This is a genomic window from Bacillus zhangzhouensis, assembly GCF_000715205.1.
In the GTDB taxonomy this organism is placed as follows: Bacteria; Bacillota; Bacilli; order Bacillales; family Bacillaceae; genus Bacillus; species Bacillus zhangzhouensis.
On the sequence record NZ_JOTP01000043.1, the window covers coordinates 1 to 14,594 of the forward strand.

General features: G+C 33.6%; 15 protein-coding genes. 11 read left to right on the forward strand and 4 right to left on the reverse strand.

Translation table 11 applies throughout. From position 1 onward, the window contains the following. From BA70_RS20455 to BA70_RS18170, 4 genes are all read left to right on the forward strand, one after another. On the forward strand, window positions 1-263 hold a 263-nt coding region (locus BA70_RS20455; RefSeq protein WP_034325120.1), incomplete at its 5' end, for a hypothetical protein. Beyond that, window positions 256-2,136, forward strand: coding sequence for a DDE-type integrase/transposase/recombinase (locus BA70_RS18160; RefSeq protein WP_051691193.1), 1,881 nt, complete (start codon window positions 256-258; stop codon window positions 2,134-2,136). The genes BA70_RS20455 and BA70_RS18160, both read left to right, overlap by 8 nt. Before the next feature lie 15 nt (window positions 2,137-2,151). Next, entirely contained in the window at window positions 2,152-3,150 is a 999-nt protein-coding gene (locus BA70_RS18165; RefSeq protein ID WP_306664907.1) for an ATP-binding protein, read from the forward strand. A 22-nt stretch (window positions 3,151-3,172) separates the two neighbouring features. Then, window positions 3,173-4,639: a TniQ family protein gene (locus BA70_RS18170; protein WP_034325121.1), complete on the forward strand. Its 1,467-nt coding sequence runs from the start codon at window positions 3,173-3,175 to the stop codon at window positions 4,637-4,639. A 7-nt stretch (window positions 4,640-4,646) separates the two neighbouring features. Here BA70_RS18170 and BA70_RS18175 read toward each other — a convergent pair whose 3' ends face one another. Then, window positions 4,647-5,195 carry a recombinase family protein gene (locus tag BA70_RS18175; RefSeq protein WP_034325122.1) on the reverse strand — a complete coding sequence of 183 codons (549 nt, stop codon included), beginning with the start codon at window positions 5,193-5,195 and terminating at the stop codon, window positions 4,647-4,649. 241 nt (window positions 5,196-5,436) lie between these two features. Then, window positions 5,437-5,781 carry a helix-turn-helix domain-containing protein gene (locus tag BA70_RS18180; protein ID WP_051691194.1) on the reverse strand — a complete coding sequence of 115 codons (345 nt, stop codon included), beginning with the start codon at window positions 5,779-5,781 and terminating at the stop codon, window positions 5,437-5,439. 137 nt (window positions 5,782-5,918) lie between these two features. On the opposite strand from BA70_RS18180, the gene BA70_RS18185 reads away from it, so the two are divergent. After that, a complete protein-coding gene (locus tag BA70_RS18185) occupies window positions 5,919-6,923 on the forward strand; it encodes a DGQHR domain-containing protein (protein WP_034325123.1) in 1,005 nt (334 codons plus the stop codon). A gap of 395 nt (window positions 6,924-7,318) precedes the next feature. On the opposite strand, the gene BA70_RS18190 is transcribed toward BA70_RS18185, so the two are convergent. Both BA70_RS18190 and BA70_RS18195 read right to left on the reverse strand, forming a co-directional pair. Continuing rightward, on the reverse strand, window positions 7,319-8,617 hold the full coding sequence (locus BA70_RS18190) for an NAD(P)-binding domain-containing protein (RefSeq protein WP_034325124.1): 1,299 nt from the start codon (window positions 8,615-8,617) through the stop codon (window positions 7,319-7,321). Between the two features lie 59 nt (window positions 8,618-8,676). Continuing rightward, entirely contained in the window at window positions 8,677-9,000 is a 324-nt protein-coding gene (locus BA70_RS18195; RefSeq protein WP_034325125.1) for an ArsR/SmtB family transcription factor, read from the reverse strand. Between the two features lie 201 nt (window positions 9,001-9,201). On the opposite strand from BA70_RS18195, the gene BA70_RS18200 reads away from it, so the two are divergent. The 6 genes from BA70_RS18200 to BA70_RS18225 all read left to right on the forward strand — a co-directional run bounded on the left by BA70_RS18200 (window position 9,202) and on the right by BA70_RS18225 (window position 13,993). Continuing rightward, window positions 9,202-9,549, forward strand: coding sequence for an ArsR/SmtB family transcription factor (locus BA70_RS18200; protein WP_034325126.1), 348 nt, complete (start codon window positions 9,202-9,204; stop codon window positions 9,547-9,549). A gap of 6 nt (window positions 9,550-9,555) precedes the next feature. After that, window positions 9,556-10,860, forward strand: coding sequence for an arsenic transporter (locus BA70_RS18205; protein ID WP_420834691.1), 1,305 nt, complete (start codon window positions 9,556-9,558; stop codon window positions 10,858-10,860). Window positions 10,861-10,874: 14 nt separating this feature from the next. After that, a complete protein-coding gene (gene arsC, locus BA70_RS18210) occupies window positions 10,875-11,294 on the forward strand; it encodes an arsenate reductase (thioredoxin) (RefSeq protein WP_034325128.1) in 420 nt (139 codons plus the stop codon). A gap of 203 nt (window positions 11,295-11,497) precedes the next feature. After that, on the forward strand, window positions 11,498-12,349 hold the full coding sequence (thsA, locus tag BA70_RS18215; protein ID WP_034325129.1) for a Thoeris anti-phage system NAD(+) hydrolase ThsA: 852 nt from the start codon (window positions 11,498-11,500) through the stop codon (window positions 12,347-12,349). Continuing rightward, complete coding sequence (gene thsB, locus BA70_RS18220; protein ID WP_034325130.1) at window positions 12,339-12,911, forward strand: Thoeris anti-phage system ThsA activator ThsB; 573 nt, start codon at window positions 12,339-12,341, stop codon at window positions 12,909-12,911. The genes thsA and thsB overlap by 11 nt, the downstream gene beginning before the upstream one ends. Before the next feature lie 233 nt (window positions 12,912-13,144). After that, the gene (locus BA70_RS18225) at window positions 13,145-13,993 is read left to right on the forward strand and encodes a hypothetical protein (RefSeq protein ID WP_051691195.1); all 849 of its coding nucleotides are present in this window, start codon (window positions 13,145-13,147) and stop codon (window positions 13,991-13,993) included. Window positions 13,994-14,594 lie beyond the last annotated feature (601 nt).

Below are 14,594 nucleotides of genomic sequence, written 5' to 3' on the forward strand. Positions count from 1 at the left end.
GCAATACTGTCCTACTAGAAAACATGAAATTATTATTACCTTATCTTAGTAATAGGAGTCATCCCATTGACACAGACCTTTATGTAATAAAACAAGAAATTCAAAGAAACAAACATTCAGTTGGTTATTTAGAAGATCGTTTAAGTATTGGTTCTTCTAGAATAAAAGAGGCAATATTTCATCTCTATAGTAAAGGGATAATCGACGCTAATCTGCAATGCATTCCTTTTGGACGTAATTTGGAGGTGTGGATTAATGAGTAGAAACCGTTTTTATGAGAGTGAAAGTATTCCTTCAGAGCTTTTAGATACTTCTTTGTGGCCAAAAGTGTTAGTTGATCAATTAGATGAATCATCGAAAACAGTATTTTTAACTAGAAAACAAGCTGTTGAGCTTTATTTGAAGAATGAGAAAACATTGAATGAAATTCGTGATCTTACCGGAATTACTCGAGCAAATGTCCGTAAATATACAAAACGTTGTTTAGAAACAGATAAGAACAATGAAATATGGGGTTTTCGTGCTTTAATTCCCTTCAAAAAAACGAGATCACATCAACGGAAAAATTTTAAATCTGAAAGTTTCGCTGGTGTATTTCAACAACTTCTTGATACTTATCCATCGATAGATGACATCATCCATGACTACTGTAAAAAAAATAACCGTATTAATAATAAAGTCCTCCACAAAAAATTCCTAGATGCTTGCCGAAGCGTAGGTTTAACTATTAAAGATTACCCCTTTAATACCGAATCAAATGGATTAAGAACTCTCCAAAAATATACTAAAACAATCAAAAATAGAAATTTTAAAAAACAACAAGTTTATTCTCAACACTCCATAATTAGCAGGCCATTTCAAAGAGTTCAATTTGATGGCCATAGGATCGACAGCGTTATTGCTATCACTTTTAAAACTCCAGAAGGAGACGAAATTGTAGAAGTATTGAATCGAATATGGTTGCTCGTAGTTATCGACGTAGCTACTCGTGCGATTTTAGGTTATCACCTCTGCCTTAATAAAGAGTATTCAGCAAATGATGTATTACATTGTATTAAAAATTCAATCGTACCACACGAGCCAAAAACACTTACCATTCCTGGATTAAAGCTCTCCTCAAGTGGCAACTTTCCTTCGGAAAATATCAAATCAACTCAATGGGGATTATGGGATGAATTTCACTATGATAATGCTAAAGCAAACTTATCAAATATTGTGAGAGATCGTTTAACACAAGTAATTGGATGCTCAATTAATGCTGGACCAGTTAGAACACCTGAACGTCGGGGAATTATTGAAAGATTCTTTAGAACTCTTGAGGAAAACGGATATCATAAACTTTCAACAACAACTGGAAGCCATCCTAAAGATCCAATACGAAGGGATCCTGAACAAAAAGCAATTAAATACCGTGTTTCGGCTGCACACTTAGAAGAAATAACAGAAGTTTTAATTGCAAATTATAATGGCACCCCAAACGAAGGTGTGAATAATTTGACACCATTAGAAGCTATAGAACAAAGGCTCGCAAGAGGTATGTATATACGTCAAATACCTGAAGAAAAAAGAAGTGAGGTGATATTTTTTTATATGAAAGCCGAACGAACTATTCAAGGAAATAAAGAAAATGGCCAACGACCACACATTAACTATGAAGGGGTAAAATATTACAACGAAATTTTATCACGATCCTTTGAACTGATTGGAACAAAATTGACGATTTTAGTGAATACAGAAGATTTGCGAATTGTGAAAGCTTTTTTACCTGACGGCAGCGAATTTGGGATGCTTACTGCATTTGGTAAATGGGGGATTAGCCCTCATGATTTAAAAACCAGAAAAACGATTAATAAGCTGCGGAAAAGAAAAATGATCCATCTATTACAAGAAGACGATCCAATAGATGTTCTCACAAAACATTTAGAAAAAGAAGCAAGAAAAAACAAAAGCTCAAGAAATACACTTGCTACACTAAACCGATATATCGAAACTCATCAAAGTACAAACGATGTTTTAAATGAACCAATAGCAAAAGTTGAATTTGAGCAAAATAAGAACAACAATACCTTACCTTACAACAAGAATAAGCCTTCAGATGTTACATCACGAAGACTTACTAAAACAATCATGTATTAATTAGGGGGTGTTTACTTGAATACGAACGAAGAGAGATCAACTATGGAGTTCATGGATAGACCTTATGTTTCAAAGGGAAGTCATCCAGTTGAAAATGGAAGATATTTAATTGCGACTAATGAAATCGATCGATTATACGACTCTATTTGTCATTGGATAAATAATCGTGCACCTGGGGCTATCGTCTATGGAAGACCTAGATTAGGAAAAAGCAAGGCCATTGAATATATCCGAAAAATATTAACTTCAGAATTTGATATGATGTTGCCAGTTTACAAAATAATATGTCGACACTACAAAAATGCAAATGAAGGTATCTTCTTTGAAGATATTCTAAAAGATATAGGGCACAATTTGCCCTTCAATGGTAAGGCAAATATAAAACGTGATAGGCTCTCAAGATTTTTAATTGAGCAAGGGGAAAAGTCTAGGCAACACAGAGTCATTTTATTCTTAGATGAAGCCCACAGGTTACAAGAATTACATTATGGTTGGTTAATGGATATATATAATGAATTAGATTTTGCAGGTGTCCACCTTACTGTTATATTAGTTGGTCAAAATGAATTACTTTATCAAAGAACAGCTTTTATACGGGCAAAAAAAGCTCAATTAATTGGGAGATTCATGGTTCATGAATATGAATTCACAGGAATAAAAGATTTAAAAGATCTAAAACCCTGTTTATCAGGATATGATAATGATTCTGAATATCCAATAGGTAGTGGCTGGTCATATGCAAGATACTTTTTTCCAACAGCTTTTGATGAAGGCTATAGATTAAACCAATGTGCTGAGGATTTGATGGAGGTATTTACTGAATTGCGAAGAAAAGCCGGTTTAACTAAGCCTGTGGAAATTCCAATGCAATATTTAACGCTTACCATTGAATATGCCCTCAGAAAATTTGGAGCGAACGGAGAGAACCTAGAGTGGTTATCAAAAGCTCACTGGGAAGAAGCAATCACAAGATCAGGCTATGTTGAGTCAGAAATTTATTTAGACATTATATAAATTAGGAGTGAAAAAATTCCGAATGAAGAATCAAATACACTTTTTAGAACCAAGCCCTCTAATAAAAAAATTCTCTTGGAATAATGATTGGATTGTACCTTTCGAATCCCCATGGGGGATATTCGAGAAATTTAAATATGCTAATCGTATAAAAAGTCAAGATATCTTCAACTTGTTCGGTACTCAACACTTAAACAAATTAAAGTCCACTACAAAAAATAAATCGGCACGTAATTTAATTACACTTGAAGGACTAGATAATACGTCTCTTATTAAAATTTTGAATTTTCAATTAAAGAGGCATAATGAACATATTATTTCGAAACTTACTAACGTATTACCTGGCAATCAATCTATCTACTTTCATAAACATTTAAGATTCTGTCCAAAGTGTATAAAACAAGGATATCACAGCATTTATCACCAATTTAAATTAATGCATGTTTGCCCATTTCATATGGTCCCATTAACTTCAGAATGCCCGAAATGCAAAATGGCTTTTCTTTATGAAATCACAGATTCATTTACTCTTGAACCCTTTAGATGTGATTGTGGTTATTATTTATTTTCACCTAAGAAAGGGAAGAGTTACTCAGCAATTTGGAAGAAAAATAAAAAACTCAAAGTAACCTTAGAAATTTTGATGAGATGGGAAAAATTGAATTCATCAAGTATAGCTAACAAATTTCATATTAACTATCATCCAGAAATAGACTTAACCAATTACCAGGATGCTATGACAAAGATTTTAGAAGCTGCTGACCTCTCAACAAATACCGAACAAGGAACTACTCACAACATAATTAAATCAACACCCTTAATTCGAACATTACGAGAGGAACAGCACTATAGGTTTATTAAAAGAGATCAAACAAAATCAATTGAAGAAACCAGCACATATGATAATACGAAAGAGATCTATCGTTTATCAAAAGCAACGTTAAACTCAATCAATAGACATCTAGAAAAAAGTATGTATAAACATAAAAAATGTATTAAAGATTGCACATCTCTTTATTTTTTCCATTCACCAAAAATTAATTGGATTTGTCCCGCAGCCTATGCATATGTTTTTTGGCAAGTATTTATAAAAGCAGAATTAAAATTTATTTGTACCAATGATGAAAGGAGAAGGTATAACCTTGGGTTGTATCATTCTAATTACGACTTCACACACTCCCAAGATATAACTTATATAAGAGATTTATATTGGTGGTTAGATAATCATTGTGATTGTAAACCTTCAGAAATAAACTGGGTATTGAAAAGAGTGCTTATTCATTTAAAGATGAATCATTTCAACAATTGGACACGAATAAGTATAGGCGGATCAAATGAAAGACGCTTTTATTACGAGCCTCCATTTAAGCTTGAAGGCTTACCATTTTATTTAATTTTAATCCCTAAAGATAAAAGTTTACCTTTAGAATTTCATTTTTGGGAAGAAGAAAGAGAACCATACTTAATAATTCATTCTAAAGAAGAGTAAACTTGTTTTACTCTTCTTTAATTGCTCTGTACAAGGTTGCTGGTGAAATACCCGTAATTTCCTGTATTTCTCGAACAGTCATTCTTTTGGAATGATATAATGCCAATGCTTGATTTAATTTCTGCTTATTAACTTTCGGTCTTCCACCTTTTCTTCCTCTAGCTCTAGCTGCCTTAAGCCCAGACAATGTTCGTTCTCGAATGATGTCCCGTTCAAACTCGGCCAAAACCGATAACATACCAAACATCGCTTTACCAGCTGCCGTACTTGTATCTAAATTATCTTGTATACTAATAAATTCAACATTTTTATTACGAAGATTTTCGGCGATCTCTATTAAACTTTTTGTTGACCTGGCTAAGCGATCTAATTTATAAACAACAAATTTATCACCAGCTCTTAGCATTCTTAAAGCATTCATTAGTTCAGTTCTATCATCTCGCGCACCTGAAACCTTTTCTTGGAAAATTTCATCACACCCAAATTCTGAGAGGGAATCTATCTGCAAGTTTAATGATTGATCAACTGTACTAACTCTTGCATATCCTATTATCAAAAAATCACCTCTTTTTTGTGAATATTCAATTAAATTATATCAAAAAGGTGCATTATTGACATATAGATATTGAGATAAGTTTTGATATAGAATTGCAACCTTAATACAAAAATTTTTGTTTTAAAAACAACATTATCAAAAACCATCGTTTTTGATACACGAAAAAGCGTGGTTAATATTTCCAACCCCGCTTTTGAAATTCGTCTGTATTTTTCCAAGGAAAATTCGTTTTTCCTTAATTTCACTTTTCGGTCTGTGAATCAATCGTTTCAAAAATTTCCTGAGATATTTTATTTATAAGCTCTACTTCAGAGTGAGATCGAGTAGAGAGTAAACTAACATGAGCTTTTAAATTTTCAAGCAAATTATCTTCTTCACTAACAGAAAAAAAAGTAGCTGGTTTAACTTCTAGTACCAGTAACAATTTTTCTAATGTGTCGAGTGTAATATTTCTTTCACCACGTTCAACACCTGCAATATAAGATGCTTGATGACCAGATTCTTCAGCAAACTTTTCTTGTGTCCATCCTTTAGCTTTTCTCAAACCTCGAAGACGTTGCCCTACGAAATTAATTAATTCATCCAACGTAATCACCTCTCTTTAAGCCTAGAGAGGTGGCTAACCTCTTTACAGATAACTAAAGTGTAAAATTACCATTGAAAAATAAACTTATAAGTACTATATTGAATTCATATTTTTGAATAAGTTCGGAGGTTTAGAATTTGACAACTAAGAAGGAACTATCTAACTCCATTGTCATAGAAAATGTAATTCAAGCAAAATTAAGAGGGAAGGTAGTTTATCAAAGTAGTGTTTCAGCTACAGAAGCATTAAAAATGGTATTTGTAAAACCATTTAATGATCCCTCTGGTAAAGGATATCAACGACCTGTCAGTTCCAAAAGATGCAAGGACTTTGTTGATTACTTATCTACAGGGGAAAATGCTCTTTTCACACCTATTTTAATTAATGCAGGAGGGAATTGGCAGTTTACAGCATACGATAGTCTAAGACCTTCTTTCGGACGCTTGATATGCAAAAAGAGAGGATCACTTATGGATGGTCAGCATCGATTAGGTGGAATTAAGTTATATTTAGAAGAAACAAATGCATTTATTAATGTACCTTTTTTAGCTTTTCATTATTTAGAAGATGAAGAGGAGATCAGTTTATTTGATACTATCAACACTAAAGCTAAAGGTATAGGGTCTTCTTTAAGCCGATACCTAAAAAGGGACTCAGAAGATTTGAGTTGGGTGGCAGCACAACTTATTATCCAACCAGATAGTCCATTTCATGAATTAGGAACAATTGTAGGTCTGAGAACAACTTCTAAACGGGTTACTTTACAAAACATTTATAATACTCTCGTCTATTTAACAAAACAGAACAAACTATCTGAGTTGTCAAAAGAAAAATTATTAAGAGTATCTTTAATTTATTTTGACGCCATCAAAAAGCTGTTTCCTGATGATTGGGGTAACTATAAAGAATCAAAACTAACTCATATCGTTGGGATAAATGCGTTGTCGATAATAGGTTCAGAAATCTTGCCTAAAAGTTTAAATAATGAATCCATGCAAATAGACTTAAAAATTTTAAATTCATTCTTGTACAAGCTTGAAAAAATTGATTGGTCTATTCAAGGGGAAATGAAATATTTGAAAGGCATATCTGGTTCAAAGACTTTAGCTAAAGAACTACTTAGTCTGTTGGATGAGAAATAAGGGAGTCGAAATTAACATACTTGATTTTATAGATGCGTTGAAAAGACCAAAAGATTAAACTCTTTTGATCTTTCCATACATTCTAAAAATGGTTCAATGATCGGTCTGAAAAGTATAAAATTCTTGTTGCTGAATTAAATTCACAGGTAGTAGGGTGGGTGCACTTAACCCATACTCTCATCGATGTACTTATCAAGGTGTTTACTTATCAAGGTGTTGCTGTTTTATCTATATATATCCGTCGTAATCAAAGAAGGTTTATATAAATCAATGGGGTATAGGGAAGTAGGCATATTCAAAGAACACGGGAAAATCGATAATGATTATGTTGATGTAATGGCTATGGAAAAAATACTAACTAATTAAGCAGACCCCAAAAGAGGCCTGCTTTTTATTTATTCATCAATACAACAAGACGTTTTCTCAACTTTAGGTTTTAAAGCAACTTTACAAACTCCCGTTTCAGGTAACTTAAGTTCTATACGTTCAGCAGACTCTTTATCACCAGTCATATAAGCAACGACAGATCGAGCCTGCTCATAACCGGTGGCTAATAAAAAAGTAGGTGCTCTTCCATAACTTTTGGAACCAATGATATAAAAGTTTGTTTCTGGTTGTCTCAGTTCTTTTTCACCATGTGGTCGTACAGTGCCACAACTGTGTATGTTAGGATCAATAAGGTCAGCTAGATCCGGCACGCACTCTAATGCTGAATCAAATGTATGGCGAATTTCTTTTAGGAACTTAAAGTCAGGTCTTGCCCCAGTATTCGCAATCACTTCGTCTATATTATCAATTGTTATTTCTTCTTTTTTCTGGAGGCCAATGATTTTTAACTTGCTATTAAAAGTTTGTTCAATATTTTGAATCAACATTGAAGGGAAGACTCTTACTAACCCTTTATCTAAAATTTGTCTCAATCTAATGCCTAATTGACCTCTTGCAGGCAATTGATCATTGCTTTCTCCTCCGAATACCTCACTAATATCATGCTTTCTTAAAATCCATATAATTTCTGTGTTTTTTGATGTCTTTTTTAGCTCTGCCAGCTCAAGCAAAGTGTTTACAGCAGAATGACCACTACCAACCACTGCAACTGTTTTATTCTGATACCGAATCAGATCACGATTTAAAACATCAGGAATGCCATAATAAATCCGATCAGCAACTCTTTTTTCATTTTCAGTCATAATCCCTTCAGCATTTATTGGATTAGGGTTTTGCCACGTACCAGTGGCATCAATAACCGCCTTTGCCTCGTAAGTTTTTTCTTCTTGATTATTTAATTTCACTCGAATGATAAAAGGTACTAGATCTCTATCTTTTGTTTTGACTTTATCAACACCTTTTTTGCCAATATGGAGAACTGGGCTATTTAAATAAATATGTGGTTTCATTTCTGGTAGTTCAGTTAATGGTTTTAGATATTGGGTAACAATTTCTTTTCCTAATGGGAGTTCATCTTTACAAGGAAGGGGGATCTGGTGTTTTTCTAGCAATTCCCTTGCAGCTTGATCAATATTAAACTCCCATGATGAAAACAGGCGTACATGTCCATAATCTAAAAAATGATTCCCAATTTGTTTGCCTGATTCAAATAAGAGGAATGATTCATTTCTTTTAATAAGATGTGCAGCTGTGGCAATACCAACTGGGCCGCCGCCAATAATAACTACTGATAAGTTTTTTTTCATTTTATGTAACTCCTTATAAATCAATTTTTTTTGATTAATTAGTTAAAAATAATCCCTTCCTAGCAAGAAGGGCGAAATAAGCAACATAGCTCTGGTGAAAGTAAATGATTCACTTCTTTTTCATTTAAGGAATAATAGCTCCATGTACCTCTTGTTTCTTTTGTGATTAAATCTGCATCTAATAAGATTTTTAAATGATATGACAATTTAGATTGTGTCATCTGAAATTGCTCAATTAGATCACAAACACAAGTAGGGCCGTTTTCGCAAAGAACGTTTAATAAATGCAGCCTTTTTTTATCAGATAATGCTTTGAACTTCAGTTCGTAATGCTCAAATGTATCCACTAGCTGTTTATTTTCTAAGGGAAAGGAAAGGGACATAGAATTCTCCTTTTTCATTAATCAATTTTTTTTGATGAATAAATCATAAAATAAATTAAAAAGAAAATCAATCGATAATTTTTACGAGAATAAATTTTTGTTTAAATTCATATAATCAATTGATTATATAAGTTTTCGGTTATATAATGTTGAAGGAGTTGATAACAAGGACCGTCACTTTTGAAAAGGGGGGGAATCATTGTGACTGCAGATGTTTCAATTGGTGTGACAAATATGTCGAATTGTTTAAAAACACTCAGTGATCAAACAAGACTAATCATGATGAAATTGTTTTTGGAGAAAGAATATTGTGTGTGTGAACTGGTAGATATGTTCGAAATGAGTCAACCAGCTATTAGTCAGCATTTACGAAAATTAAAAAAAGCTGGATTTGTTCATGAGAACAGAAAAGGGCAGTGGCGTTATTATTCAATCAATAAACTGTCTCCAGAATTTGAGACGATTCGTACCATCTTAAATCAAATTGATAAAGAAGATGACCTTTTAAAAAGTATACAACATAAAGCAACAAACATTTCTTGTTCGTAAGGAGGGATGGGTTTGAGTTTTGCTGTTTTATCATTAATCATATTTTTGTTAACTTTGGTATTGGTTATTTGGCAGCCAAAAAATTTATCCATAGGGTGGTCCGCTTGTGGAGGAGCTATTTTAGCATTAATCGTAGGTGTTGTGAATATTGACGATGTGATCACCGTGACAGGCATTGTTTGGAATGCGACTTTAGCTTTTGTCGCTATTATCGTCATTTCACTCATACTTGATCGAATCGGCTTTTTTGAATGGGCAGCATTGCATATGGCAAAGGCTGCAAAAGGCAGTGGGCTACGTATGTTTGTGTATGTGACCATCCTTGGTGCAATCGTCGCTGCTCTATTTGCAAACGATGGTGCAGCGCTTATTTTGACACCCATTGTTTTAGCCATGGTCAGAGCATTAAACTTCAATGAAAAAATAGTATTCCCTTTTATTATCGCGAGTGGGTTTATTGCAGACACAACTTCACTGCCCCTTGTCGTTAGTAATTTAGTGAACATTGTAACAGCCGACTATTTTAACATTACGTTTATTGAATATGCATCCAGAATGGTTGTTCCAAACCTTTTTTCGTTGCTTGCGAGTATCACTGTACTGTACCTTTTCTTTAGAAAGAGTATACCTAAACGCTATGATATGAATGATTTAAAACACCCGAGTGAAGCAATAAAAGATCCAAAGATGTTTAGATTATCTTGGTATATATTAGCTTTTTTATTGATTGGTTATTTTGCAAGCGAATTCTTATCTATACCTGTATCTGTCATAGCTGGTGTGATTGCCATTTTATTCTTGGTCATTGCACAAAAAAGCCCTGCTGTTCAAACAAAAAGCGTTCTAAAAGAAGCTCCCTGGGCGATCGTTTTCTTTTCCATTGGTATGTACGTTGTTGTCTATGGCATGCGAAATGCAGGGCTTACTGATGCTCTTTCAAGCGTGATTCAAGCTGTAGCAGATCAAGGTTTATTAACAGGGACTCTTGGTATGGGATTTATAGCAGCGATTCTTTCATCTGTCATGAATAATATGCCAACGGTCATGATCGATGCATTGGCCATATCCGGCACCGATACACAAGGAATGATGAGAGAAGCGTTAATATACGCAAATGTCATTGGTTCTGATTTAGGACCAAAAATTACGCCCATTGGCTCCTTAGCAACACTACTATGGCTCCACGTCCTTTCTCAAAAAGGTGTGAAGATTTCCTGGGGGACATATTTCAAAATAGGGGTCATTTTAACTGTACCAACGCTATTCATCACACTTTTAGCATTGTATTTCTGGCTAATGATTATACATTAAAGGAGACGATCAACATGTCAAAGAAAACAATATACTTTTTATGTACCGGTAATTCTTGCCGCAGTCAAATGGCTGAAGGTTGGGCTAAAAAACATCTTGGAGATGAGTGGAAGGTCTATAGTGCTGGTATCGAAGCTCATGGGTTAAATCCGAATGCTGTAAAAGCAATGAAAGAAATAGGGATTGATATTTCTAATCAAACGTCTGACCTGATTGATCAGAAAATATTGCATCACGCTGACTTAGTCGTAACACTATGCGGGGACGCAGCTGATAAATGCCCGATGACTCCACCTCATGTCAAACGTGTCCATTGGGGCTTTGATGATCCAGCAAAAGCAGAAGGAACAGAAGAAGAGAAGTGGGCATTTTTCCAAAGGGTAAGAGATGAAATTGGAGATCGATTGAAACAGTTTGCTGAGACTGGAGAATAGGTGCTGACTTTAAGGCGAATTCCATTGAAAATCTAATAATGAAGAGGGCCAAGTCACTGGCTCTCTTTTTTTGCATTAATTAATAGATAAGACATAATCGTTCATAAGATTTATGTCATAGTTCTAAATTTATATTTTTATTGTAATAAATTGAAAATAATCATATAATAGGTAATGTTTAAAATACTAATATTGGAGGTTTTATGTGGAAATTTAAAGAATTAATAACAGATAAACAATTTTTAACTTGGGCTATAGGCATCCTTCTTATAACTATACCAAGTTGTGTGGGTACGATCATTTCATTTCTAGACTTTGATGCTCGTAGTAGATTGATTATTTTGCTTATGGTAGTAGCATTATCACTAGTCATAATAATTTTTCGTTTCATTAGATTACTTTTTCTGAGTAACATCACTCTTAACCTCAATGGTTCCGAAGTTGAAATTAAAAAAGGTAATATTTTTGAAGTGCCACGAAATAATTATAAAGTTATAGCATTTAATGAGTTTTTTGACACTCAGGTAGATGATGTAATAATTGCCCGCGAAACATTAAATGGTCAGTATATAAATCGATATTATTCAGATCAAGATATCTCAAAGTTAGATCAGGAAATTAAAGATGACGTGAAACTTAAAATTGAAGAAAAGAATGTTGAAAGACCTCTTGGGGGAAAAACAACACGTTACACATTGGGATCAGTCTTTAAAGATATGGATTTTTTTCTTGTCGCTTTTTCGAAGTTCGATAGGGAGAATCGTGCCCATTTAAAGCTTAATGAATATGCGAGTTGCATGCTAAATGTATGGAATGAAGTCAATACTTTACATGCAAGCAAAGAAGTGTTTATTCCCTTATTAGGTTCTGGGATAACAAGACATGTGGATTCTGATGTTGGAGTCAATGAACTATTACATATAATGTTGTGGACATTTCAAATCAGTAAATTAAAGTTTAGAGAACCAGCCAAAGTTACAATTCTTTTATACAAAGATGATCACAAGAAGATTAATTTTTATAAGTTAAAGGAGTTTGAGAAGAATGGGTTATAGAAATGGAAATTATGCAGCATTCTATGTCAGTGAACCGTTTAATGAAAGTAGTTTAGGGGCTAATGCGACAAAGGATTTTGTGTCATATAACATGTTAAGAGCATGGAAAGGCAAAGATAGTAACTACCCATTTAATGACTCCCATGATAAGACGTACAATGTACGGGACGGAAGTGACTGGGATAAAACATTAAAGCCAAGATTAAGAAAAAGATTAGATCAATCAAAAAATATAATCTACTTCTTAAGTAAGCATACTGAAAACAGCAAAGCTTTGCGAGAAGAAATTGATTACGGAATTAATGTGAAGGGGCTACCAGTTATCGTTGTATACCCTGAACTTTCCGAAAAGAGTGACATCATCGACTGCACTACAAAGACTATCAGATCCGAAGTGGTAAACTTATGGAGTAGAGTCCCTATTTTTAATGACTCTATGTTAAAGGTACCAACTATTCATATTCCATACAAAAAACACCTAATTAAACAGGCTTTAGAGGACAAAGATTTTATGGTTAATTCAAAAATCGCTGCAGGTTCGTATCATTTTTATCGATGTTAATATATTATGGGGACTTTATTCAAGTCCTATAGGTAATTCATTTAGTCAATAATTAAATTCAAAAACTTTTATGACTGATTTAATTTATTGGACATAGAGGTTTTTGATTTTTCATATTACATACAAAAAGGTAGTTGGAGATGGATAAGAGGGAGTGTACAACAATGGATCCACTTTTACCTTCTAGTACATAAATCACATTGTTCTATCTAAGTCAAAAGGAGAGGTTATTTTTGAATGACAGTAGAAGGAAAGATATCCAACAAACAGGGCGTGAGTTAGCTCTTGATACTTTTTTAAATGTTAGTAGTGACACAGCTGCTGATATTGCAAAGGAATCTTTAACAAGCATGACAGGTGATATTCTTGTTGATGCAGCAAGTTCACTCATTCCTGGGATCTCAGGTGCGGTTCAAAGTTATAAACGTACCCGTTTTGAAAGAAACATCAAAACATTCACAGAAGAATTGCAATCTAAAATAGAGGAAATTCGTTTAAATCTAGAATTAAAAACATTTGAACAAAAAGAACAGATTGATCAGTTATTTCAATATGTGCTGGATTACGTTATAGACGAACAGCAGGAAGAAAAAATCCAATATATGGTAAATGGATTCGTGAATATTACTGAACATCACCATGTTTCGAATGACTTTATCCTAACCTATTACGACGTCTTAAAAGAACTTAGAATGGTGGATATATCTGTCCTTAGACTTATGTATGTTTCTCGTTTTGCAATTGATCAAGAATCAAAAGAAACGTTTCAGGAAATTATGGACAGACATGGTATAAGCTATGAGCAGTATAAAGCAGTTCGTAGAAATCTACTTAGGATAGGAGTGTTAACAACAAGAACCGACTTGGAAATCACGGATGATCTTGAGGAAATTTCAAAAGCATTTAAAGAACTACACTCCTTTTTAGACAAGTTGACAAATCCGAAGTTTAAACGTTCATTACCAAAATTAAAAGAGCCAAAATTTAAGTCAAAAGACAATTTTGAGATCTCCAAGTTTGGACGTGATTTTGTAGAATTTTTCTTAGAGTCAGAACAACCAGTTAGTGAACAGGAGATTTAATAAATTTTTGTTTTGCTCTTAAATTTTGTAGGAATCATGGTAACAAGTATCACTGGCTAACAGTTATGAAAAAGAACAAATTAAATTACACGTAGGGAAAGTTGAAGATTTAATAAACAATGGATCCATTTTTAACTCGAGGACAGGAAGGGGGTTCAGCATGAACCCTTGTTCACGTCCTGAATGGACCCTTATTCATGTCCCTGTACAACAATGGATCCACTTTTATGTTCCTTTTACAGGAAGTAAAAGTGGATCCATTATTATTTAGGGAAGTAAACATAGATCCATTCTGAACGACTGAACCACTACTACTGAGATATTTTGAATATTTATAGAAGGGTATTGTAGAACATTGTCGAATCTTTATAGAATATCTTGTTAAAAGAGGTGTATACATGTATTCGCCCATTAACATTAAAAGAAGCAGCAAATTCGGAAATAATTATTGGGAAGCCTACAGTCCTAAATTAAAAAGGAATGTTCGTTTGTTCAGTGATCTAGAATATGATTTTTGGGTTCTTGTTGAAACAGACCCTAAAATCCCCAATTTTTGTGAAAGACCTTTTGAATTTTAGTATTTCTATATATTTCTAAATTT

What these genes read in the sequence shown, in the direction of transcription:
- thsA (WP_034325129.1), top strand. Translation starts at nt 11,498, where the DNA reads ATGTGGAAATTTAAAGAATTAATAACAGATAAACAATTTTTAACTTGG.
- BA70_RS18160 (WP_051691193.1), top strand. Translation starts at nt 256, where the DNA reads ATGAGTAGAAACCGTTTTTATGAGAGTGAAAGTATTCCTTCAGAGCTT.
- arsC (WP_034325128.1), top strand. Translation starts at nt 10,875, where the DNA reads ATGTCAAAGAAAACAATATACTTTTTATGTACCGGTAATTCTTGCCGC.
- BA70_RS18190 (WP_034325124.1), bottom strand. Translation starts at nt 8,617, where the DNA reads ATGAAAAAAAACTTATCAGTAGTTATTATTGGCGGCGGCCCAGTTGGT.
- BA70_RS18195 (WP_034325125.1), bottom strand. Translation starts at nt 9,000, where the DNA reads ATGTCCCTTTCCTTTCCCTTAGAAAATAAACAGCTAGTGGATACATTT.
- BA70_RS18205 (WP_420834691.1), top strand. Translation starts at nt 9,556, where the DNA reads ATGGGTTTGAGTTTTGCTGTTTTATCATTAATCATATTTTTGTTAACT.
- BA70_RS18170 (WP_034325121.1), top strand. Translation starts at nt 3,173, where the DNA reads ATGAAGAATCAAATACACTTTTTAGAACCAAGCCCTCTAATAAAAAAA.
- thsB (WP_034325130.1), top strand. Translation starts at nt 12,339, where the DNA reads ATGGGTTATAGAAATGGAAATTATGCAGCATTCTATGTCAGTGAACCG.